This window comes from Muricaecibacterium torontonense (assembly GCF_004793925.1).
GTDB lineage: Bacteria > Actinomycetota > Coriobacteriia > Coriobacteriales > Atopobiaceae > Leptogranulimonas > Leptogranulimonas caecicola.
In genome coordinates, this window is the sequence record NZ_SRYE01000004.1 from 36295 (window position 1) to 57285 (window position 20991).

A 20991-nucleotide genomic window follows, 5' to 3' on the forward strand; every position below is an offset into this window, starting at 1 on the left:
AACTCCTCCTCTCTCACTCCCTTTGTTTCACGGGTAACAAAGAGACCCCCTGCACACCTTCGGCTCGAGAGCCGTTGCATGGAGGGGGTCGTGCGTGATGAGGAAGTCTGCAGCCAGTCGAGTTACTCCACGGTGATGAGGGAGTAGACTTCCTGGTCAAAGTGCTGGGAGATGACTTCGCGAGGATTGAGATAGGCCAGCTCGAGGGCAAAACCAAAGCCAATGACCTTGGCGCCGGCCTTCTCCACCAGCTGAGCGCAGGCAACGGCAGTGCCACCAGTAGCTACCAGGTCGTCGATGATGAGGACGCGGTCCTCCGGGGAGAGGGCGTCTGCGTGGATCTGGATCTCATCGGTGCCGTACTCCAATGCGTAAGCCTGGGAGATAACATCACGGGGGAGCTTGCCAGGCTTGCGGGCAGGGACAAAACCTGCGGCCAGACGATAGGCCACAGGAGCGCCAACCAAAAAGCCACGGGCCTCAGCGCCCACCACTTTGGTGATACCTAGACCCATGAAATGCTCAGCCAGACCATCGATGACAGCAGAGAAGCCCTGGGGATCTGCGATAAGAGGGGTGATGTCTTTGAAGATGACGCCAGGCTCCGGATAATCAGGGATGTCGACCACAAGGTCGGTGTAGGCAAAATTGCTCATGGCAGTGGCTTCTCCTTGTAAAGGGCAGCAGGCCGGCATGGGACTGTTGCAGAGGACAAAACGAGCACTGGGGCGCGCTCTCAAAAGGCACCTATGAGTGAGTGCCCATAAAATAGTACGCCTTAGAACCGGGCTTTGTCCTTGGGATTATAGGGCGGCATACCTTCCATCGGACAACCAAGAAGCACTAGGACTCCTGGGTGTCCGAGATGGCTGCGAGCACCTGGCGAAAATTCCTGCGGATAAGATCATCCCTTATGGCATTGGTAAGGGAAAGCAATTGCTCAAAGGCCTGTTTGTAGGAGGCACGTTGCTCAGGCGTGAACTCGCCTTGGCGCGGTCCCATGACAGAGAGGGCCTGCTCGAACATGGTAGTCTCGCGGTTTGCAGCATTGACATACTGGCGCAGGTTGCGAGGCTCTATACCAAAACGTTTAAGGGAGTCCGCGGTGCGAATGAGAGGGAAATCGTGCCCGTTCACCAACTCGCGGCCACGAGGGCTGCGTTTGAGATCCACGATGCCAATGTTTGCCAAGTCGCGCACGAACGCGATGGAAACTCCCAGAAGCTCCGGCATATTCTCGAGAGGGTGCAGGGAATTGCGCACTTCCTCATCGTCAACTATGGCTTCAGGGTAGTCATTGGCTAGGGCCACCACAGACTCCTCGCCATGGCCATCCAGCTCTTCGCGAATTACGGAAAGGGGTAGAAACCTGTGCTTTTGCAGGTAGAGGATGGTCTCTAGACGCTTAATGTCTTTTGAGCTGTAGAGCCTATAGCCACCAGGGGTGCGCGAGGGCGTGAGCAAGCCCTCGTCCTCCAGGTAGCGCACCTTGGAAACCGAGAGATCCGGGTATTCTGCCTGCAGGCGCTTGACCACCTTACCTATAGTGAGGTATCCGGCATCTGCCATAGGCTTAGGCTTCCACAGGGATACGGCTGGTGTTTTGGGTGGTATGGAAGATCATGCGGAATGTGCCCACCTGAATAGTAGAGCCATCTTCCAACATGGCACGATTGATGATGGCGCCATCGACCCAAGTGCCGTTAAGAGAGCCCAGATCCTCGATGGAGTTAGCTCCCGGAACAAGATGCATCTTGGCATGATGGCGAGACACCGTCATGTCATTCAAAAAGACGCTGTTGGAAGGATCGCGACCAATGGTGATCTCTGGCGTATCAAGCACAAACGTAGTGCCGGTATGAGGTCCCTTTACGATGGAGAGCGTAGGGTTAGACAGACGCTGGGAGCCCATGAGATCAGGAACCGTGGCATCTGTAGAGGGCATACGAAAGATGCTGGTGGCGTCGTTGGATTGGGGGGTGTCTGACATCGAAGCCTCCTAGCTGTAACCTTGTGAATCTCCATTGTAACGCACCAAGAGCCCCATGCCTGGCATCTCTCATCAGACATTGGGTCCTATGTAGGCATATATAGTTTATCTACAGGCCACAGCTTCCATCTGAATTCGCGCCCCATGGGGCAATCGTGACACCTCAAGCACCGAACGGGCTGGATAAGGCTTTTCAAAGCGCTCGGAATAGACCTCGTCCACGGCGGCCAAATCTGAGAGATCTGCCAGGTAAACGGTGGTTTTGCACACGTCAGAGATGGTGAGGTCGACGTCTGCCAGAATAGCCTCGATGTTTTTGATTACCTGCACCGTTTGCGAGCCGATAGAAGCCTCTGTGAGCTTTTGGCCTTCTGCGGTGATAGGAAGCTGACCAGAGATAAAGACATAGCGCGCTGCCGAAGAGCCTTGAGAGAAGGGGCCTGAGGGCTGAGGCGCGTTTGGGCTGCTCAACGAGTACATAGATCAACTCCTTAAAATATAATGATCCTCTTAAGAGCTCGGCGAGGATTGAAGCGTGCCTCACAGCTTAAGAGAGAGCGTCACAAGCGCAAAGATCACGAAGGGCTACATCCAATCGAGGAAGCGCCTCTAGAATAAGCGAAGTGGGACATGCCAGATTCCAGCGCTCGAATCCCTCTCCCTCGAGGCCAAAGATAGCGCCTTCGTCAAAGAAGAGATCGTGCGCCTGCATGGCTTGCTCGAGCTCTTGAGCGGTAGCGCCTGTAAACCTAAGGTCTATCCAAGCAAGATAGGTGCCTTCCAGAGGCGCCACCCAGCTTTTCGGCCAGGAATTGGTCATATGTTCTTTTACCAGATCATAGTTGCGCTGAATCACCTGAAGAAGCTCGCGGAGCCAAGGAGATCCTTGCCTGTAGGCCGCCTCGCAAGCCCGATAGGCAAAGCAGTTGAGATTCCACACACCAGCATTCTTAGCGGCTGCAGCAAAGCGCTCTCTAAGCTCTTGATCCGGAATAAAGATGTTGGAGCATTGAAGCCCTGCAAGGTTGAAGGTTTTAGAAGGTGCCGTACACACGATGGATTTTAGGGCAGGTCGCTTCTTCAGCAGTCTGCCAAAACAAAAATGCTCGTAGCCATCGAGTATAAGGTCGCCATGGATCTCATCAGCAATGACAGTCACCCCATGAGCAGCGCAGATATCTGCTATGGAGGTAAGCTCTTCTCGGCTCCATACGCGACCTACAGGATTGTGAGGGTTGCAGAGGATGAATGCCGTAGTAGCCGGATCTTTGCAGAGGGCTTCGAATCCTTCCAGATCCAGCTGGTAACCAGCCTGAGTGAGACGCAGGGGATTTCGCGCGACCTTTCTGCCAGTTTGCTCTATGACCTCGCTAAAGGGATAGTAGACCGGCGGCTGGATGATCACCTGATCGCCTGGGGCCGTAGCGGCCTCGATGCCGTAACCCAAAGCAGGCACCACACCTGGTGAAGTGACGATCCAAGAAGAGTCGACGTCCCAGCTGTGACGCTGGCGTTGCCATTGACATACGGTATGCAGATAGTTGGAGGTAGGCACCGTGTAGCCCAAAACTGTCGAATCGCAGAGCTCGTGCAGAGCCGCCACAATCTCTGGCGCTGTAGCAAATTCCATATCTGCTACCGAGAAGGGCACTGCCTCAGGGCCGTGATGGGGTGCAGCCTCGTCCATCGCCTGCCATTTGGAAGAACCCTGTCCGCGCCTGTTTTGCACCGTAGTGAAATCGTAGGTCATAGCAAAGTCTCCCCTATCTCTTACACGAGCCTCACATCTGGGCTATGGGATTTGCCCATCGGCCAGCGCTCGAGCCCCGATGAAATCCTCTGTGGGCCTGAGCCAATCTTTCAAATGCAGGTCTTGAGGGGTCTGAGGCTTGGTGGGCTCATCCAGAAGGTCTACGATACCTGGACACTTCTCTTGAATCCATCCCCAGAAAGCCGAGGTGCCCACCGGAGTCACGCTATTGAAGGACAAGAAGCTGCGCCAAAGTACCGTCACTTTTTGATTAGGTATCACCATAAGGTAGGCATGATTGTGCGGATCCTTTTGAGAGGCGCCGGGGATCTGCGGATGCAGCATAACAGTGTCGATGGCATCGAGGGAGATGTTGGACAATGTACCAGGAGCAGGAAGCTTTACGCCCCGCGCCAGGTAGTCTCCTAAGACTTGAGGCGCCTGTGGTCCCACCATGGCCAGCATGGTTGAAAACGGCGCTCCAGGCTCAAAGGCGACCGATGCATAGGGGGCTTTCCCATCTTGATCAATGGCGGCAATGCCGTGAAGCCAAGAGTCCAAGCCCTCTGCAGTCTCTGCAGGCGCCCAGATACAAAAGTCTTGAGGGCCGATACCTGCTACCAATGCAGGCGACACCACAGTGCCCGTGCCGGTGAGTGCTAGCGAGCAGACCAGCTGACCTGCAAAGGGCACGGGACCTGTGAAGACTGCCGACACAAAAGCTGCGGCCTCTTTGCCAGAGATGCAGGTAGAAACCAGGCTGCCCACATCGCAAAGGGCTGCCCCCTGATCGAATGCCTCAGGTTCTTGAGATCCATCGCCATAATAGGAGGCCTCGAGATAGCCGTTAGCTGCAGGCTCAAGGGCCGCACCTAGCAAGGCGTGCTCTTGAGAGAGAACACCGCTTTTTCCCCGAGAATCAGACTGATCGCTCATAGGAGTTACGCCACCTTCCGAGCAACCGCGTGAGCCGCCCAATCGAAAGTCCATCTATAGGGTCTAAAGGAGGGTTGGGGCCAACCGGTCTCAAAAGAGGTGGCGGCCACGATGCGATCTCCCTGGCGCCATTGCTCAACCCCACAGGTTGCCTGGCTAGAGAGCAACTGGTTTGAAGAAGTGAGCGTGCGCGTATAAGAACAAGCCACATCATCGGGCCAAATCATGGCATGGGTTGTCACCGGAGAGCTTACAGGCACTTCATAACCATACCTGAAGGCAAAGGGATTGGTTTGCACTGTCTGGCCTGCGCGTGTCACCGCTACGTTCTTATAGGTGGAAAAAGCCCATTCCATGAGGTTGCGGGTATCCCTGAAGCGGCCGTCACTGGTGGCGCAGCCCAAGACGCAGGTATACAGGGTCACATTGTTCTTGCGCGCCGCCCCCAAAAACGTGCATCCTGCCTCCACTTTGCCTGTCTTTATACCAATGAGCGGCTTGTATGTTCCCATGAGCTCATCTGTACTGGAAAAGGTCAGATCTTGGCCATTCACAGGCACAGTCACCTGAGGCGTATGCACCCATTTTGCAATGAGCGGATAGTGCGTCAGGGCGTAACGGCCTAAAAGGCACAGATCGCGAGCGCAGGTGAGATGCCCTTCTTCTTCAAGCCCATGGGGGTTTTTGAATGTGGAGTTGGTCATGCCGATCTGCTGAGCCTTTTCATTCATCATTTGAGCAAATCCAGACTGGCTTCCACCCACGTACTCGGCGATGGCATAGGCAGCATCGTTGGCCGAGTAGACCAGCATCACCGCCAAAAGATCTTTAAAAGTTGCCGTGGTCCCCGGTGCATAACCGGCTCTTTGGGCCGCCTCCCATCCCTCCTCGGGCATTTGAGGAATGGTGATCACCGTGTCTGGAGCCACACCTTTGTCCAGCGCCACGCAGGCAGTAAGGACTTTGGTGATAGATGCCGGCGCAAACAGTTCGTCTTCAGAGGATGAGGCCAAGACGGCGCCAGTCTCATCGGTAATGCACCAGGCTTGCGCCTCGCTAATAGTGGGCTGGCTAGAGATCGCCCACGCAGCAGTAGGACCTAGGAGAGCAAAATAAATGGCTGCAAGCAGCAGGCAGGCGACAAAGCGAAAGGGGAAAAGGTGAGTTCGAGGGCGTGAAGGCTGCAGGATGGGATGCAAGGGTTTCTCGGCAGTTCTAGGAGCAAACGTGCTGACAGAAGAGAATGTCACTTCTCACCGCCCTCTTCGATGAACTCGTCGCGAATCTGAAAGCCTTCAAGTATATAAAGTATACCAGTAGTTAGAGATATGATAACACCTGCATAGATGACCAAAAGCGCAGGACAACCAGGCTGAGAATTGAGCAATGGAAGCCAGCTCACATCGATCAAGTGAAAGCCATTCACAATGGGCACGTCCAAAAGCAACCAGCTGAATCCTGCAAGCAAAACCGCAGTGGCCACCTTGCCAATAAAAAGCACGTCTACAGGACGTTTGCGGTAGTGCTGCAAGCGCGCCATGCCACAGGCCAGCACCACATCGCGGCCGATGAGGGCCACAGGGATCCAGAGCGGGAGGTCGCCCACTACACAGAGACCGATGACGCCGGTGAATATAAGGAAGCGATCTACCGCAGGATCCAGTAGCTTGCCAAACCAACTCACCGTTTGGGTGCGTCGAGCCACCTGGCCATCCACGAAGTCTGTAAGAGCTGCGACGGCATAGATGATCAGGCAGACAAGTCTGTTGAAATGCTGGACGAAGAGCACCAAGAAGACGACCGTAAGAACGATTCTTGCAACAGTGATGCAGTTGGCAACAGTTAAGATCTGAAAGCTAGGATTGTTGGAGGTCCCCACGGGCGCGGATGGGTCCGCAGCATGTATTTTGTCCTCCAAGAACTTGAGCTTCACTGATACCTCCTGATGCCTGTTTTCCTGTCAGGAAGTGTACCCTAACCCTTAAGCGATAGCCCCCCAACCTGCCTTTCTGCAACCTAACAATTACGTCAGCTTGGATTTTTTGCACAAATGGAGGCGCACCAGGCGATCATGGCAGTCTTGGCATCCTTTGATCCTTTGATGGCCTGCTCGCAGGGTATGGCGGCTGCAAGAGCCTGCCGGAGTTCCGCTGCCGAGAAGTTCCTGCTCCATCCAGTGAGCTTGTTGGCCATCCACGCCTTATTGGCAAAATGGCGCTTGAAATCCCCTGGCTTTCCCTGAGATACCAGCGACTTCATCACCAGAAGCTCCCGCAGCCTGTCCACCAGCATTTTATGAAGGAGCACCTCGGTGTTGTCGTCGAACCGGCCATAAATCTCCAGGGCCTCTCTGAGATTTCTCCTGCAGACCGCATCGCAAAAGTCCCAGGGTTTAGGTTCCACTACTCGGGGCACTTCTGCTTTGACCAATGCTTTGTCCACCAACGTGCGCGGACCATGGACCCTCACGATGGACTCCAAAGTAGTGTCGATAAGCTCTAAGGTCTCCCCTAGACGAGAGGCCATTTCATCGGCTGCGTCCGGAAGCACAGTAAGACCCAAGCGAGAGCCTTCTTGACGGATATAGCCCGGAATCTCGTAGGCCTTAAGAGATTCGCACGCAATGATTGCCTGAGGGCTGCTGGAAGCCACGGCTTTGTAGAGCCTGGTGTTTTTGGCGAGTTTATCTGCCTCTAAAAGCAGCACGCACGCCAAATTAGGGTCTTTGAGATAGCCCACAATGGCATCTGAGGTCTCTTTGGGAAGCTTGTCGGCCTCATGCACAATCACGATACGTTGCTCTGCACCAAAAGGCAGCTGCTCTAAAGAGGACATAAGATCTGCAGCTTCTAGCGAGGAACCCTCTGGGAACTCAGCCAGGTTGAAGCTCTCAAAAGCTGGATCCACGTGGCTTTTGAGCTTTGCCACCGCTCGATCACGCTTGGGTTTGTTGCCCCCAATGGCAGCATATACTGGATTCACCTCGCGGTCCTTCTCTCTCAAGCCTAGATTTCCCGCTTTCTCACTTTAGTTAGGCTACCGCATCCAATGTTTCTCGCCCAGAGGGCCCCTTGAGAATCCCGGCATGCTCACAGTGCACGGAAAGATTGCCTTCCTCTGTCTTCTGGCCTTGTACCACGATGTCTCCCGCATCCTTTGTGCACAAAAACCCACTATGAGCCTCAGCCAGTACCTGCTGACATTCCTCAGAGGGATGCCCATAGCGGTTGTGGGCTCCCGCAGAAGCCACTGCAAGCACAGGCTGCAAAATATGAGCTTCCTCAGGTGAAATCGACACCGCAGATCCATGATGTCCCACTTTGAGTAAGTCTATCTGCCCTACCTCGCGTGCGATATGAGCTAGTTCTCCTTGCTCTGCATCTCCAGTAAGCAGAGCCACAAGTCCCAGCTTACAGGTGGCTTTGAGACATAGGGAATGCTCATTCTCCGAGCCGTCCACTTGCTCTTGAGGCCAGAGCACCTCCAAGGTCCAAGAGCCCACTTCGAGCCGATCGCCAAAGGAAACCTCTTCTACAGGACAGCCTATCTGATCTATTAGAGAGGATACTTCTGGGCTCAGCGAAGAAGCCACTCCCCTGGCGACAAAGATCTTTTTTGGTCGCACATAAGATGCAAGCGCCTTAAGACCCCCATAATGATCATCATGCTGATGGGTCAAAATGATCGCATCCAACGAGCGCACGTTTTGGCGCTGCAAGGCCTGGGCAACAGAGTCATCAGGCCCGCAATCCACAAGGATGGCCTGGGAACCCTCTCGCACCAAGATGGCATCTCCCTGTCCCACATCGAGCACGCCAAGCTGAGCCGGAATGGTCATAGGGCTAAGTGCCATTGCTATCAAAATGCAGCATATTCCGCCTAGCGCCGCCTTAAGAGCGCGTGATGATGGCTTGGGCCACGCCACTAAAAACACTGCTGTCATTAGCGCCATTCCTAAGAATGCGACCGACTCTTCCAGCTCAATAGAAAAGCTTGTTCCAGGTATCATGGCCGCCAGCCTTGCGCCGCCCAAAAAGAGGCCCGCCAACCCAGAGGCCGCTTGATTGGTAAGAACACCAACTAGCGGTATCGAAGATGTAGCAAAAGAGGCGAGCCCCATCATCATGAGAGGACTAAATAAAGGTGCCAGAAGCGCCGATACTAAAGGCCCTAGGAGCGAAATTCTCGAGAAGGTAGCTGCCACCAATAGCGAAGTGGCACAAAAGCATAAAATTCCCGCTTGGGAAGCTTGCCCCACCTGTTGGGCAAGCACTCGTAGATGCCGGGAATGAACTGGGGCCTTTAGCCGCCGAGGCAGCACTTGTTTTGTCGCAGCTCTTAGCCAAGGGCCAAAAAGCACCATCGCCCCGACACTCAAAACAGAAAGCACAAAGCCCAGCTCTCCTGTGACGGCAGGATTGATTAAGCAATAGATGCAGCCTACGCAACCGAGAGCATTCAAAGACGATGCTTTTCTTCCTCGCCACCTGGCTCCCAAAGAAAGCTGAGACATGGACCAAGCTCGCAGAGCAGAAGGTGGAGAGCCGCAATAGCATACATAAACCAGGCCCATCAGCCCCTGAATGGCCAAAGAGGTTTTATGGCCAAGCGGCAGTTTTTGGATAGCGGCGGCCATAAGAGCTGCCAGGATAGCCAAATGAGCTCCTGATACTGCCACCAAATGAGAGATGCCTACCTGGGAACATAAATCCATGATGCCTCGCTGCTGTGCGGCAGACCGAGATCCTGTCACCATAGCCGCAAGCAGCGCATGCTCGTCGCTTGCTTGATCGTCGAAGGCTTGCAACTGCTGAGCGCGCCACCTTAAAAGTGCGGCTTGAAGCCCTGAGGCTGGCCCACTACTACCAATGGCTACCAATTTGACTGTGCCTGCCAGCCCTCTGGCCTTGCAAAACGCCGCAAACTCATCCTGAGGTGCGCTAAACCTACCAACACCCTTGAGAAGGTATCCTGCATTTAGAGGCTCATCGCTACTGAGCCAGCAGACTGTTTGAGCCCCGCTGGGAAGATAGGCGTTAGCAGTGGTTCTATAGCCTTGCGCCGAGGGTACGGATTCAGAAGTGGTTTCAAAGGCCATGGCAGAAATAGGCACTTCGCTGAATTCGGTTTTGCAATCTTCCACCAGTTGACGTTTGAGAGTGGAGACGAAAAGCGCCAATAGGCCCACTGCTATCAATAGCATACAAAGGCCTTTGGCCTTCTCAATGCGCAGCCCACACAAAAGGATCACTGCAAATCCAAGGCCACAACCAAGGTAGATCCAGGAAAGCCAACGAACATCTGCCCTAAGAATCAAAGCACAAATGAAAGCCACTGTCACAAACGCCCAGAGCATAGGGGGCAATACCGGACGTTCCGGATAAGGAGAGGACTGCATGCTACACGCAGACCTTGTCTTGCAACTTGGCAAACTTCTTCTCGCCAATCCCTGACACTCGCATGAGATCCTCCGGTGAGGCATAGGGTCCGTGAGCTTCTCTGTCCTCCACAATGGCCTTCGCAGTAGCCTCCCCCACACCAGGCAACGTCTGCAGCTCTTCTATGGTGGCACTGTTGAGATTGATCAGTGCATTCTCTGGGCTCCCTGATGCCGACAAGGACTTCCCGCCACTACCAGAACTTGCAGTTGAGCTAGAACCTTCTATAACCTGAGCCGATCCTTGAGGTTTAGGCTCCTCGCCCATTGAAGGAATGTGCACTTTTGCTCCATCAACGAGCACCTCGGCTAAATTTATCGCGCTTGTATCCGCGCTTTCTACCAATCCTCCGGCGCATTCCACTGCATCAGAAACTCGAGCATCAGAAGCATCAAGTGTATAGATACCAGGGTTTGCCACTGCCCCATCCACATGTATTTTGTAATGTTTGATGACTTGTTCTCTTTCGCAATTCGCAGATTCATCACTCGATGTTCGCGACTCTAAACCATCTTCATCCTTTAGTTGAGATTCCGAGTTACCATTACCTTCATCTTCTACTTGAGTGTTAGTTGATTCTACTTGAGTGTTTTGAGGTCTTGCTACTACGATTCCTTGTCCTTGCAACAAGACCATCCCGCCCAAGGCAGAAAGCCCCAGTACCGCCACAACTGCTACGATGAGCATCTTTTGTGGTTGAGGAACTAGGCGCTTTACCGCCCTTGCCCAATTATGAATCGAGCTTTCCTTGATCCTTTTTTGAGCCATCGCCCTTCCCTTCCTAGATCGACCAAGCCAGAAGGCCATTTGGATGGCTCAGAGTAATAATGGCTTCTGACCAATTTCTGACACTTTTTAGTCAAGTAGAAGAAAATGGGTCTGAATTCGCAGGTAAGACCTAGGATGTTATTTCATCTATTGTATTATTCACAATATGAATGTTTCACAGCTTCCCCACATTAAAGGAGTCTGACAAAAAAAGGCATCCAGCACTACCAAAAATGCTGGATACCGTCAGGGCGCGCTAGATCTCTTCTTGCAGAAGCGCTGTTCTTAGAAGGATGCATGAGCAAGCGCAGTATGAAGTTCTGCCCAACGCTTAGCTGGTTTGTAAGAAGGACAGAAATCATAGTCAACATACTCTAGAGACCCCAATAGGGTTTCTACCATAGCCGCATGGTCAAAACTTGCCCAAGCCTCTGACACTGCCTTTGGCTTCGCATGGGTTTCAGGACGGCGAGGCATGAAAAGCGTACAACAATCGGGAGCCGTCTGCTCACTGACCTCATAAGTTCCGATGGCTTTGGCTCTCGCAATGATCTCCTGCTTGTCTGTGCCGATAAGGGGCCGCAGGATTGGCATAGTGGTTACTACTTCTGAAGTAGCGGTGATGTTCTCTAAAGTTTGAGAGGCCACTTGACCCAACGATTCCCCGGTCACAAGAGCTTTGGCACCCTCTATATGCGCTATTTGCTCTGCCACCGCATACATCAAGCGTCGATACATGATGATACGAAGCGCCTGAGGCACCGCCAAGGCAATCTCTCGCTGGCAATCACCGAAGGGCACTACATAGAGACGCCCTATAGCTCCCTCTGATGCCATGGCTTCTACAAGATCTTGGCAGAGCCATTCTGAGGCATCAGAGGTTTGAGGTCTGCCCGAGAAATGAACCGGAACCATTGTGGCACCTCTGCGACCCATCATCCAGGTAGCTACAGGAGAATCAAAGCCGCTGGAGAACAACGACACGCATTTTCCCGCAGTGCCTACAGGCAAGCCTCCTACACCACGCTCAGACTGCGAATAGATATATACATCGCCCTCGTTAAAGAGCACGTGCACTGTCGCCTCTGGATTGTGTACATCCACATCTTTTGTGGGGAAAGCTTCGCAAAGCGCTGCTCCCACTTCACGATTGAGCTCAATGGTATGCAGATGGTAGCTGGTATTTGCTCGCTTGGCCTGCACCTTGAAGGTAGAGAAATGCTCCACCTCTCCAAGAGCAGAAACGGCAGCCGGAAGATACTCAGCAGGATCTTGAGCGGTGCGAAACGCCAAAGATACCCTTGCCACTCCAGGAATCCGAGCGATGAGTGGCATGGCTTGCTCAGGCGCCTCTGGACTGGAGAAGGTGGCCAAAAGGTGACCGGAAACCCGCGAGATCGAAGCTACGGGCAACCCTCTTAAACCATGAGCGAGATTAGTCATAAGTTGACGCTCAAAGGTAGAACGATTCTTACCTTTGAGGCCAATCTCATGATAGTGAATCAGACAGCAGCGTGAAGCCATGCTAGTTGTTGGTATCGCCGTCGGCGATCTCTACATCAAAATCGCCCTGGTTATAGCTCAGAACGCCATCTTCGATCTCATCCATGGCGATGGAGATGGGATCCTTACCGCTCACAACGGTGGTGATGTCATCTACATCCTGAACAGCTGTCACGCGCATATGCTGACCACGCAGCATATTGTTGATATCACAAGCGCGCTTGGAGGCAATGGAGCATAAAAGGAAGGGATTCTCCTCTGCCTTAGCCAGCAGATCGTCGATAGGAGGATTAATGATGGACATGCAACCTCTATTCAGATTCAAAGGACGACAAAACGTCCAACAACTCGTGCGTGGCGACTTCTAGATCATCATTTATTACCCGTGCATCGTAGGAGCTAGCCAGCTCCATCTCTTGAGCAGCGATTCCCAGACGCAGTTGCACGTCTTTCTCGGCTTCTGTGCCGCGACCGCGAAGGCGACGTTCGAGCTCTTCTTTTGAAGGAGGCTCGATAAAGACCAGCACTGCGTCTGGATAAATCTCTTTGACCTGCAAGGCACCCTGAACATCGATCTCTAGGATGAGGGAGTGGCCTTGAGACAAGTTTTTGTCTACTTCGCTCAAAAGCGTGCCGCTGCGGTGACCGGCCACGTGTGCCCACTCAAGAAAGCGACCCTCTTGAATTGCTTGGTCAAAGGCTTCGTCGGTGAGGAAGTGATAGGCGACGCCATCTTCCTCACCAGGACGAGGATCGCGTGTAGTGGCAGACACCGAGAGACCAAGATCGGGACGGGCTTCTCGCACACGAGAGACCAACGTGCCTTTCCCGGCCCCAGAAGGACCTGATACAACGAACAGGCGCGGTGCCATGATGCTAGCGGGAGAGGATCTCGAGCAGACGCTCGCGCTGACGGGCACCCAGCCCCTGGACGCGACGCTTCTGGGAGATATCGAGCTCTTCCATGATCTTGGTGGCCTTGGCCTTGCCATAGCCAGGCAGCGACTCGATAAGAGCGCGGACAGGCATGCGAGCGGCTGCAGGATCCTCAGAGTTCAGAACCTCCTCGAGGGAAACCTCACCGTTCTTGATCTTCTCGCGAAGCTCGGCGCGGGCGTGACGGGCAGCAGCAGCCTTTTTAAGGTTCTCAGCACGCTGCTCTTCGGAAAGCTGGGGAAGTGCCATAGAAGAACTCCTATTCAGTATGAATCGAACTCACAGATAGAAACACCGGCAGGATGATACCATCGAGCCGGCGTTCGCTACAGGCATTTTGGCAATCTAGCGGCTATTTTGCAAGTTTTCGGGACCCAAGAGACTCCGCTTTACCGCCTTTGGCACATAATTCGCATTCTTCAGGGGTCCATGAAGCCACTTCGAGACCCAATAACGGGAAAAATGGGGCATCAAACTTGCGATCGGTCTTACGATCGATAATGGACACCACGCCTGCCACCGTAGCGCCGGCATCCTCGACGAGGTCGCAGACCTCTTTGACAGACCCACCGGTGGTGACTACGTCTTCGCAAACCAGCACGTTGGCTTCTTGGGGAATCTCAAAGGAGCGGCGAAGGGTCATAACGCCTGCCTGACGCTCGGCAAAGATAAAATCTACGCCCAGCACATAGCCCATGGCGAAACCAAAGGTGATGCCACCCACCGCAGGAGAGATGACCAGATCCACTGAGGAGCGCACGTCCTCCGGCAAGCGCAGGGCAGCCTCTCTGGCAAGGTCCACCGTAGTGCGAGGACTCTCCATAACGCGGGCGCATTGCACATAGGTGTCTGAATGACGTCCGCTGGTGAGAACGAAATGGCCATGGCGAATGGCTCCGGTGTCTTTGAGGATCTGAAGGATCGCCTGGTCGTCTAAGCGCACAGATGTCTCCATGAAACGGTGCTCCTTGGCTAGAAAATGGACAGAAAAAATGAAAACCAGAAGTAAACCCTATTGTCCCTGAAGCTCTAAGACGATGTCCTCGAAGGCTTTAAGGGGATCAGGGGCGTTCATGATGGGGCGGCCCACCACGATCTGGCTCGCACCGGCCTTAAGGGTGACCAGAGGCGTGGCTACTCGGCTCTGATCGCCCATCTGGGCGCCCTGAGGGCGCACTCCTGGGCACACAATGCGTGCCTGGGATCCCAATAGCTGTCGCATGGCCTGAGCTTCCTGAGGCGAGCATACGATGCCGTCAGCGCCATTGGAGCACGCCAGAGACGCCAATCGAGAGACCTCCTTGGCGATGGGTGTCTCAATGCCCACAGAGCTAGCGTCCTCTTCGCTCATGGAAGTGAGCACCGTGATGGCCACCAAGTTGCAGCAGGCGGGTTTCTCGGCAGCCTGAGACTCCACACCACGACGAGCAGCCTGGGCCATGGCGGCACCGCCCAAACCATGGATGGAGAGAAGGTCAGCTCCACAGGCGGCTGCTGAGGCTGCAGCGCCCTCGATTTGATGGGGAATGTCAAAGAGCTTGAGGTCTAAAAATACCTGGTATCCCTGAGATTTAAAGGTCTCGACGATGGAGGGGCCGGCGGCGTAGAACAGCGTCATGCCCACCTTGAGCCAACGGGCGTGGCCGCTCAATAGGCGGGCGGTCTCCAAGGCTTTTTGGGCAGAGCAGTCAAGCGCCACGATTACGGCGTCGCGAGCTTGGTCGTCTGTTAGCATTCGAAGGCTCCAATGAGGTCATTGATGTCATCTGCGCCCTGGTCGCTCACCCATTGGGCAAGGCCCTCAAGCACCTTGGGAGCAGTATCGGGATTGATGAGGTTGGCGACGCCCACCGAGACAGAGGTGGCTCCAGCTAAGATGAACTCCGCTGCGTCTTCCCAGGTCATGATGCCGCCCACGCCATTGATGGGAAGCTTGACCGCCTGAGCCACTTCCCAGACCATGCGCACGGCGATATTGTGCAAGCAGGGGCCGGAAAGGCCGCCGGTAGGACGGGAGAGCTTGGAGCGGCGGGTGTTCACATCGATGGCCATGGCCGGGATGGAATTGATGACCGAGAGCGCATCGGCGCCGGCCGCCTCAAGAGCGCGGGAGACTTCCACCACATTGGCAGGAGCCAGCTTGACCAAAAGCGGACGTTTGGTGCGATCGCGCACTGCAGAGATGACAGAGGCTGCACCCTCGGGGGTGGATCCAATGGCAGCTCCGCCAGCAGAGATATTGGGGCAGGAGATGTTGATCTCTAGGGCAGCCGCCCAAGGAGCCAGCTCCTCGAAGAGCTCGACAGCCTCCACGTACTCCTCGGGAGAGTGCCCGGCTACCTGACAGATAACCTTGCAACCGCGCTCAGAGAGCTTCTCCAAGTACTCCCCTGCCTGATTTACCAGACCGCGCACGCCGGGGTTTTGCAAGCCTACAGAATTCATGACGCCAGAGGTGACATCGCACATACGGGGAGCAGCATTGCCAGGCCAGGGCTTGTTGGCACAGCCCTTGGTGGTGATGGCGCCAAGGCAAGAGACATCATAGAAGCCCTCGAACTGCCAACCAAAACCATAAGTGCCCGCTGCGGTCGTCACAGGGTTCTTAAGTTCTACGCCGCCAAGATTTACGGCCATATTTGGAGTGCTCACCAGACCACCTCATTTGCATCAAAGACCGGACCGCCCATGCAAGCGCCTACCTTGCCGTCTTTGGTATCCACCACGCAGGTAGCGCAGGCGCCAAAGCCGCAGGTCATCATACGCTCCATGGAGACCTGGCAGGCCACATCGGCCTTCTGGCAAAGCTCTGCCACACACCTCATCATGGGTTCAGGGCCGCAGGTGAGCACGAGATCGTACTTCTCGGTAGGAAGGGCCGCCTCAAGGGCATCCACCGTAGTGCCTTTGGCTCCAGCAGTGCCGTCATCTGTGACCACCACCACTGAGCCTGCGCCATAGGTAAGCAGGCGGTCTGCGCCCCAGAGCATGGAAGCGGTGCGCGCGCCCATGATGACGTCGTATTCCAAACCCTCAAGACCCAAGGTGTTAGCTGCAGAGATGATAGGGGTGACGCCTATGCCGCCGGCCACCAGGAGGCAACGTTTGGTGAAGGTGTCCAGCTTCCATCCATGCCCGCCAGGGCCAAGCACCGTAGTGGTGGCACCCGGAGCCATCTGGGAGAGCGCCTGGGTTCCTGGGCCAACGACGGCGTAGACCGTCTCGATGGTGCCGGCGTCAAAATCTGCGATGGAGAAGGACAGAGGGATTCGAGCCAGCTGCTTGGGGGCTCCTGGAACCGCGATGCTGAAGAACTGGCCAGATGAGATGTTTGCAGCAAGCTTGGGCGCCCTAAACACCAGGCGCCAGAGGCCTTCGGCCACCTGCACGTTGTCCACAACAGTGGCAGTGTGAACCCGTGCGGCAGAGGGTGTCGGCATGGGTCCTCCTTTCTTTTGAAACACACGCAAAAATGGCGTCCCCCATCCGAGAGACGCCATTTCAGTGTAGCTACTCCGCCACTACGCCATTGACCAAGGTCTGTTTGCCATCAACAAAAACATCGGAAGCGGCGCCGGTGAGACGCATTCCCAAGAACGCCGAGTTCTTGGATTTGGAGTCGAAGTAATCCTGAGTCACAGCGACCTCAGCGCAGGGATCGACGATGGTGAAGGTGGCCTCGCCGCCTACTTCGACTTTCACTGGATCCAGACGAAGGATCTCGCGGGGCTTCACCGCGCAGGCCTCAACCAGACGGCTCCAGGGAAGAAGGCCGCGGTTCACAAGATTGGATACCAGCAGAGGCACAGTGGTCTCGAGGCCGATGGTGCCAAAGTAGGCGATCTCAAACTCACAGTCCTTCTCATGGGCTGCGTGAGGAGCATGATCGGACACCACACAATCGATGGAGCCATCGATGAGACCGTCGATAAGGGCCTCCACGTCGTTGCGGGTGCGCAGAGGTGGGTTCACCTTGAGGTTGGTGTTGTAAGAGTCGGTGATGTTTTCCTCGGTGAGGAAGAGATGATGAGGGGTGACCTCGCAGGTCACAGGCAGGCCGTCAGCCTTTGCCTGGCGCACGAGATCCAGGGAGCGCGCCGTGGAGATGTGAGCCACATGCAGCGGGCACCCAGTGAGACGGCAAAGCTCGATATCGCGGATGACCTCGATCTCCTCGCCCAGCGCCGGCCAACCGAACATACCCAGGCGGGTGCTTGCACGGCCTTCGTTGATGACGCCGTTGGCAGTCAGGGACTCGTCTTCGCAGTGGGCGATGACAGGACGGTCAAACTGGCTCACATACTCCATGCAGGTGCGCATCATGCCGGCCGATTGCACGCCATGGCCGTCGTCAGAGAAACCGCATGCGCCCTCCATGGTCATGTCGCCGATTTCTGCCAGCGATTCGCCCTCCTCGCCGTGGGTGAGCGCGCCGATGGGGTGGACGCGGGCAAGACCGAACTCAATGCCACGGTCGATCTGATAGCGCACGCTGGTGCCCGTATCGGTGATGGGGTTGGTGTTGGGCATGGTGGCCACGTCGGTATAGCCGCCATGGGTAGCAGCAGTGACGCCGGTCTGAATGTCCTCTTTGTACTCGAAGCCAGGATCGCGGAAATGCACGTGCATATCCACAAAGCCAGGCATAAGCACCTTGCCGGCACAGTCGATGACCTCAACGCCGTCAGAAGCCTCGATCACATCGTCGAGCGCCGCGACAGTCGTGCCATCGATGAGCACGTCTTTAACGGCATCCAGGCCCACCTGGGGATCTACTACGCGTGCGCCCTTAAGCAATACCATTGTCTTCTCCTCCCAAAAGCAGGTACATGGCGGCCATGCGGGTGCACACACCGGCGTTGACCTGGTCAAGAATCACAGAGTTAGGAGCATCGGCCACCTCGGGCATGATCTCCATGCCACGGTTCATGGGGCCAGGATGGCACACGATGGCACCAGGCTTCATGCGTGCGTGGCGAGCGGCGTCGAGACCGTAGAGACGGTTGTACTCACGACGGCTGGGGATGGCGGCTCCGCCCATGCGCTCCAGCTGGACGCGCAGCATGTAGATGACATCCATCTCTGGAAGCACCTCGTCCAAGGAGGCAGTCTGCTCGACGCCATAGTAGGAAGGATCAATCACCTGGAAGGTGGGGGGTCCCACCAGGGTGACCTCGGCACCCATGGTCTTTAGTGCAGGCACCAGAGACCCGCAGACGCGGCTGTGGAGAAGGTCGCCCACGATAGCCACCTTGAGGCCGTCCAGATGCCCAAAATGCTCACGGATGGTATAGAGGTCCAGCATGGCCTGGGTGGGATGCTGGTGCTTACCGTCACCGGCATTGATCACCTTGGCGTCGGTATTCTCGGTAATGAGATGAGGGGTGCCTGCAAACTTGGCGCGGCAGATGAACATATCTACGTTCATGGCGTCGATAGTTTGGATGGTGTCTGCCAAACTCTCACCCTTGACTACAGAAGAAGTGGAGCCGCCCATATTGAGGGAGTCTGCAGAGAGGCGCTTCTCGGCAAGCTCGAAGGAGCTGCGGGTGCGGGTAGAGGGCTCGAGGAAGAGGTTCACGATGGTGCGGCCGCGCAGAGCGGGCACCTTTTTGATGGAGCGGCTGTTGACCTCGGCGAAGGAGCGGGCGGTATCCAAGATCTGGGTGATATCGTCGGCGGTAAGCGACGTGGTATCAATAAGATTGCGAACCGAAAGCATTAGGCGACACCTCCGTTGTGCTTCTCGCACTCGGTATCCCAGATCTCGACGGCCACATGGTCATCCAGGGGCTCCAGGCACACACGCACGTCCTCGTCGCGAGAAGAAGGAACGTTTTTGCAGACATAATCGGCACGAATGGGCAGCTCGCGGTGGCCGCGGTCTACCATGACAGCCAGCTGGATGGTAGCCGGGCGGCCAAAGTCCATCAGAGCGTCCAAGGCCGAGCGCACCGTGCGGCCGGTATAGAGCACATCATCTACCAAGATGATGTCTTTACCATCAACGTTAAAAGGAATCTCGGTCTTATGAAGCACCGGGGCGATGCAGCGGGTCACGTCATCGCGATAAAAGCTGATGTCCAGCAGACCCACCTGTGGACGAGTCCCCTCGATAGCTTCGATCTCGTCGGCCAACATGCGAGCCAACGTTGCGCCGCGGCGCACGATGCCCACCAGCGCGATGGTCTCTGACCCCTCGTTGTGTTCGAGGATCTCATGGGCGATACGCGTGATGGCACGCTTCATCGTGGCTTCGTCCATGATGGTGGCCTTGGGTTCACAGTGATCCATCAGACTCCCTTCCTAAAGAAAAAACGCCTTTGCCGTTGAGCGGCACAGGCGTCTGCGAAAAGTCTCTTTAAGAGGAGCAATATGAGTTTCGCCTTGACGGTATCCCGTACCGCTTTAAAGGTCGACCTTGACTATACACCTCACCGGGCTACGTGCAACCAACAAATAAAGGGTATTTCAGATAGCTTTCTAGCAGGAAGGCGCGGGTTTCTCGGCAAAGGACTGTTTTTAGGGTTGCGTGCGCGACCAGGTCTCGGGCCCAAAGGACCACAGATATCCCGCTAAATGGCCCAGTCTCAGCGCCGATTTAGGATTCTTGCTCACCAGCGCCTTATGGACGCGCTGATTGATGAAGCCCTTGGGAGGCTGGGCGCCCTCGATGAGTTTTTGAAAGAGCGGGTCTTCATGGAGAAACTCCACCCAACCGATGCGCTCCTCAAGAGGCACGGGAGACTCGGGATCTGTGATGCGCGCGATCTCTGCCAAGATGTGTGTGGCATAAAGCCGTCCTAGCTGGCTGCGGCTCTCGGGGGTATCCAAGCCATGGTCCTCTTGATGGGCCTGAATGGCCGCAATGCGCCTATGACGCTGCAAAAACGTACCTTTGGTATAAGAAATTTGGCGCTCTTTGCGCAGATGCTTCTCAAACCGATAGGCGCTCTGCCCCACTACCACAACTTTTTGCGCGCGCTCGAAAAGCTCCAGCTCCCAGAAGAAGTCTTCCGAGAAGTGCACCCCGCTGGTCTCGAAGCGCAAGCCGCCGATAAGGGACCGCCTGAAGTATTTGGTATAGATGAAGCTCAAGGCATTTTGACTTTCTAGAGGCAATAGGATCTTTGCCACCTCTTCTTTGCCAGTGGCGACGACCGGTTCTAGATTTTGCTCTTCAGAGAAGGCCACCTCTCCTTTATGGTTATAAAAATCTTGCACGACACCGCTCACAATGATGTCGGGGTCCTGCTCCTTGATGACCGCCGCTGCCAGAGAGAGGTAGTTGGGCTTTGGCAGGTCCTCAGCGTCTGGGAAGCATATATAGCGGCCGTGCGCTGCATCGAGGCCGCGATTGCGAGAGGCGGCAAGGCCAATGTTGGCATCGTTATGGATGACGCGGATACGGCTGTCTCCCTTGATGCCTCGCAGGGCCCTTAACATGGTGTGGTCTTTAGAGGCATCATCTACCAAGATGAGCTCCCAGTTATCAAAGTCTTGCGCACGGATGGCCGCAATGGCATCTCGCACATATTCCTCTACGCCAAAGAGGCACATGATCAACGAAAACATGGGAGGCTCAGGCGTCTTAGGCGCCTCTTGACCTAACTCTTTGGGATCTGGCGACGCCTCGCGCGATGCGCGTACCTTATCAGGTTCCATGAACA

Annotated in this window: 23 protein-coding genes; all 23 read right to left on the minus strand. The window is 55.3% G+C overall.

Features of this window, described 5'->3' with window-relative positions; translation table 11 throughout:
- Nucleotides 1–122 precede the first annotated feature (122 nt).
- The 23 genes from E5334_RS06560 to E5334_RS06670 all read right to left on the minus strand — a co-directional run bounded on the left by E5334_RS06560 (nucleotide 123) and on the right by E5334_RS06670 (nucleotide 20986).
- Nucleotides 123–656 carry an adenine phosphoribosyltransferase gene (locus E5334_RS06560; RefSeq protein WP_136012799.1) on the minus strand — a complete coding sequence of 178 codons (534 nt, stop codon included), beginning with the start codon at nucleotides 654–656 and terminating at the stop codon, nucleotides 123–125.
- Nucleotides 657–843: 187 nt separating this feature from the next.
- Nucleotides 844–1569, minus strand: a complete 726-nt coding sequence (gene ftsR / locus E5334_RS06565) for a transcriptional regulator FtsR (RefSeq protein ID WP_136012800.1) — start codon at nucleotides 1567–1569, stop codon at nucleotides 844–846.
- Nucleotides 1570–1573: 4 nt separating this feature from the next.
- Nucleotides 1574–1990 (minus strand): FHA domain-containing protein, encoded by a 417-nt coding sequence (locus tag E5334_RS06570; protein ID WP_136012801.1) that lies wholly within the window; start codon nucleotides 1988–1990, stop codon nucleotides 1574–1576.
- A 105-nt stretch (nucleotides 1991–2095) separates the two neighbouring features.
- On the minus strand, nucleotides 2096–2470 hold the full coding sequence (locus E5334_RS06575; protein ID WP_136012802.1) for a RidA family protein: 375 nt from the start codon (nucleotides 2468–2470) through the stop codon (nucleotides 2096–2098).
- A 67-nt stretch (nucleotides 2471–2537) separates the two neighbouring features.
- Nucleotides 2538–3740 carry a MalY/PatB family protein gene (locus tag E5334_RS06580; RefSeq protein WP_136012803.1) on the minus strand — a complete coding sequence of 401 codons (1203 nt, stop codon included), beginning with the start codon at nucleotides 3738–3740 and terminating at the stop codon, nucleotides 2538–2540.
- 42 nt (nucleotides 3741–3782) lie between these two features.
- Nucleotides 3783–4676 (minus strand): aminomethyltransferase family protein, encoded by an 894-nt coding sequence (locus E5334_RS06585; protein WP_167604334.1) that lies wholly within the window; start codon nucleotides 4674–4676, stop codon nucleotides 3783–3785.
- 5 nt (nucleotides 4677–4681) lie between these two features.
- The gene (locus tag E5334_RS06590; RefSeq protein ID WP_136012805.1) at nucleotides 4682–5926 is read right to left on the minus strand and encodes a D-alanyl-D-alanine carboxypeptidase family protein; all 1245 of its coding nucleotides are present in this window, start codon (nucleotides 5924–5926) and stop codon (nucleotides 4682–4684) included.
- Nucleotides 5923–6609, minus strand: coding sequence for a CDP-alcohol phosphatidyltransferase family protein (locus E5334_RS06595; RefSeq protein WP_136012806.1), 687 nt, complete (start codon nucleotides 6607–6609; stop codon nucleotides 5923–5925). The genes E5334_RS06590 and E5334_RS06595 overlap by 4 nt, the downstream gene beginning before the upstream one ends.
- A 95-nt stretch (nucleotides 6610–6704) precedes the next feature.
- Nucleotides 6705–7658 (minus strand): DNA polymerase III subunit delta, encoded by a 954-nt coding sequence (gene holA / locus E5334_RS06600; RefSeq protein WP_167604335.1) that lies wholly within the window; start codon nucleotides 7656–7658, stop codon nucleotides 6705–6707.
- Nucleotides 7659–7707: 49 nt separating this feature from the next.
- Nucleotides 7708–10158 carry a DNA internalization-related competence protein ComEC/Rec2 gene (locus tag E5334_RS06605; RefSeq protein ID WP_136012808.1) on the minus strand — a complete coding sequence of 817 codons (2451 nt, stop codon included), beginning with the start codon at nucleotides 10156–10158 and terminating at the stop codon, nucleotides 7708–7710.
- Entirely contained in the window at nucleotides 10076–10882 is an 807-nt protein-coding gene (locus E5334_RS06610) for a ComEA family DNA-binding protein (protein ID WP_167604337.1), read from the minus strand. The genes E5334_RS06605 and E5334_RS06610 overlap by 83 nt, the downstream gene beginning before the upstream one ends.
- A gap of 285 nt (nucleotides 10883–11167) precedes the next feature.
- On the minus strand, nucleotides 11168–12406 hold the full coding sequence (gene thiI, locus E5334_RS06615) for a tRNA uracil 4-sulfurtransferase ThiI (RefSeq protein ID WP_136012810.1): 1239 nt from the start codon (nucleotides 12404–12406) through the stop codon (nucleotides 11168–11170).
- A gap of 1 nt (nucleotide 12407) precedes the next feature.
- A complete protein-coding gene (locus E5334_RS06620) occupies nucleotides 12408–12689 on the minus strand; it encodes a DNA-directed RNA polymerase subunit omega (protein ID WP_136012811.1) in 282 nt (93 codons plus the stop codon).
- A gap of 7 nt (nucleotides 12690–12696) precedes the next feature.
- On the minus strand, nucleotides 12697–13257 hold the full coding sequence (gmk, locus tag E5334_RS06625; protein ID WP_136012812.1) for a guanylate kinase: 561 nt from the start codon (nucleotides 13255–13257) through the stop codon (nucleotides 12697–12699).
- 4 nt (nucleotides 13258–13261) lie between these two features.
- Nucleotides 13262–13570: an integration host factor, actinobacterial type gene (gene mihF / locus E5334_RS06630; RefSeq protein WP_136012813.1), complete on the minus strand. Its 309-nt coding sequence runs from the start codon at nucleotides 13568–13570 to the stop codon at nucleotides 13262–13264.
- Between the two features lie 103 nt (nucleotides 13571–13673).
- The gene (pyrE, locus tag E5334_RS06635) at nucleotides 13674–14276 is read right to left on the minus strand and encodes an orotate phosphoribosyltransferase (protein WP_136012814.1); all 603 of its coding nucleotides are present in this window, start codon (nucleotides 14274–14276) and stop codon (nucleotides 13674–13676) included.
- Nucleotides 14277–14333: 57 nt separating this feature from the next.
- Nucleotides 14334–15056 carry an orotidine-5'-phosphate decarboxylase gene (gene pyrF / locus E5334_RS06640; protein ID WP_136012815.1) on the minus strand — a complete coding sequence of 241 codons (723 nt, stop codon included), beginning with the start codon at nucleotides 15054–15056 and terminating at the stop codon, nucleotides 14334–14336.
- Nucleotides 15050–15976, minus strand: coding sequence for a dihydroorotate dehydrogenase (locus tag E5334_RS06645; protein WP_136012816.1), 927 nt, complete (start codon nucleotides 15974–15976; stop codon nucleotides 15050–15052). The genes pyrF and E5334_RS06645 overlap by 7 nt, the downstream gene beginning before the upstream one ends.
- Complete coding sequence (locus E5334_RS06650; protein ID WP_136012817.1) at nucleotides 15970–16761, minus strand: dihydroorotate dehydrogenase electron transfer subunit; 792 nt, start codon at nucleotides 16759–16761, stop codon at nucleotides 15970–15972. Before E5334_RS06650 ends, E5334_RS06645 begins: the two co-directional genes overlap by 7 nt.
- A 70-nt stretch (nucleotides 16762–16831) precedes the next feature.
- Nucleotides 16832–18124 carry a dihydroorotase gene (locus tag E5334_RS06655; protein ID WP_136012818.1) on the minus strand — a complete coding sequence of 431 codons (1293 nt, stop codon included), beginning with the start codon at nucleotides 18122–18124 and terminating at the stop codon, nucleotides 16832–16834.
- Nucleotides 18111–19043 carry an aspartate carbamoyltransferase catalytic subunit gene (locus E5334_RS06660; RefSeq protein WP_136012819.1) on the minus strand — a complete coding sequence of 311 codons (933 nt, stop codon included), beginning with the start codon at nucleotides 19041–19043 and terminating at the stop codon, nucleotides 18111–18113. Before E5334_RS06660 ends, E5334_RS06655 begins: the two co-directional genes overlap by 14 nt.
- Entirely contained in the window at nucleotides 19043–19615 is a 573-nt protein-coding gene (pyrR, locus tag E5334_RS06665) for a bifunctional pyr operon transcriptional regulator/uracil phosphoribosyltransferase PyrR (RefSeq protein WP_136012820.1), read from the minus strand. The genes E5334_RS06660 and pyrR overlap by 1 nt, the downstream gene beginning before the upstream one ends.
- A 228-nt stretch (nucleotides 19616–19843) precedes the next feature.
- On the minus strand, nucleotides 19844–20986 hold the full coding sequence (locus E5334_RS06670) for a glycosyltransferase family 2 protein (protein WP_136012821.1): 1143 nt from the start codon (nucleotides 20984–20986) through the stop codon (nucleotides 19844–19846).
- Between the last annotated feature and the right edge of the window lie 5 nt (nucleotides 20987–20991).

Excerpts from the sequence above, each read along its gene's own strand:
- E5334_RS06560 (WP_136012799.1), bottom strand. The coding sequence starts at position 656 with ATGAGCAATTTTGCCTACACCGACCTTGTGGTCGACATCCCTGATTAT.
- ftsR (WP_136012800.1), bottom strand. The coding sequence starts at position 1,569 with ATGGCAGATGCCGGATACCTCACTATAGGTAAGGTGGTCAAGCGCCTG.
- E5334_RS06570 (WP_136012801.1), bottom strand. The coding sequence starts at position 1,990 with ATGTCAGACACCCCCCAATCCAACGACGCCACCAGCATCTTTCGTATG.
- E5334_RS06575 (WP_136012802.1), bottom strand. The coding sequence starts at position 2,470 with ATGTACTCGTTGAGCAGCCCAAACGCGCCTCAGCCCTCAGGCCCCTTC.
- E5334_RS06580 (WP_136012803.1), bottom strand. The coding sequence starts at position 3,740 with ATGACCTACGATTTCACTACGGTGCAAAACAGGCGCGGACAGGGTTCT.
- E5334_RS06585 (WP_167604334.1), bottom strand. The coding sequence starts at position 4,676 with ATGAGCGATCAGTCTGATTCTCGGGGAAAAAGCGGTGTTCTCTCTCAA.
- E5334_RS06605 (WP_136012808.1), bottom strand. The coding sequence starts at position 10,158 with ATGCCTCACCGGAGGATCTCATGCGAGTGTCAGGGATTGGCGAGAAGA.
- E5334_RS06610 (WP_167604337.1), bottom strand. The coding sequence starts at position 10,882 with ATGGCTCAAAAAAGGATCAAGGAAAGCTCGATTCATAATTGGGCAAGG.
- thiI (WP_136012810.1), bottom strand. The coding sequence starts at position 12,406 with ATGGCTTCACGCTGCTGTCTGATTCACTATCATGAGATTGGCCTCAAA.
- E5334_RS06620 (WP_136012811.1), bottom strand. The coding sequence starts at position 12,689 with ATGTCCATCATTAATCCTCCTATCGACGATCTGCTGGCTAAGGCAGAG.
- gmk (WP_136012812.1), bottom strand. The coding sequence starts at position 13,257 with ATGGCACCGCGCCTGTTCGTTGTATCAGGTCCTTCTGGGGCCGGGAAA.
- mihF (WP_136012813.1), bottom strand. The coding sequence starts at position 13,570 with ATGGCACTTCCCCAGCTTTCCGAAGAGCAGCGTGCTGAGAACCTTAAA.
- pyrE (WP_136012814.1), bottom strand. The coding sequence starts at position 14,276 with ATGGAGACATCTGTGCGCTTAGACGACCAGGCGATCCTTCAGATCCTC.
- pyrF (WP_136012815.1), bottom strand. The coding sequence starts at position 15,056 with ATGCTAACAGACGACCAAGCTCGCGACGCCGTAATCGTGGCGCTTGAC.
- E5334_RS06650 (WP_136012817.1), bottom strand. The coding sequence starts at position 16,761 with ATGCCGACACCCTCTGCCGCACGGGTTCACACTGCCACTGTTGTGGAC.
- E5334_RS06655 (WP_136012818.1), bottom strand. The coding sequence starts at position 18,124 with ATGGTATTGCTTAAGGGCGCACGCGTAGTAGATCCCCAGGTGGGCCTG.
- E5334_RS06660 (WP_136012819.1), bottom strand. The coding sequence starts at position 19,043 with ATGCTTTCGGTTCGCAATCTTATTGATACCACGTCGCTTACCGCCGAC.
- pyrR (WP_136012820.1), bottom strand. The coding sequence starts at position 19,615 with ATGGATCACTGTGAACCCAAGGCCACCATCATGGACGAAGCCACGATG.
- E5334_RS06670 (WP_136012821.1), bottom strand. The coding sequence starts at position 20,986 with ATGGAACCTGATAAGGTACGCGCATCGCGCGAGGCGTCGCCAGATCCC.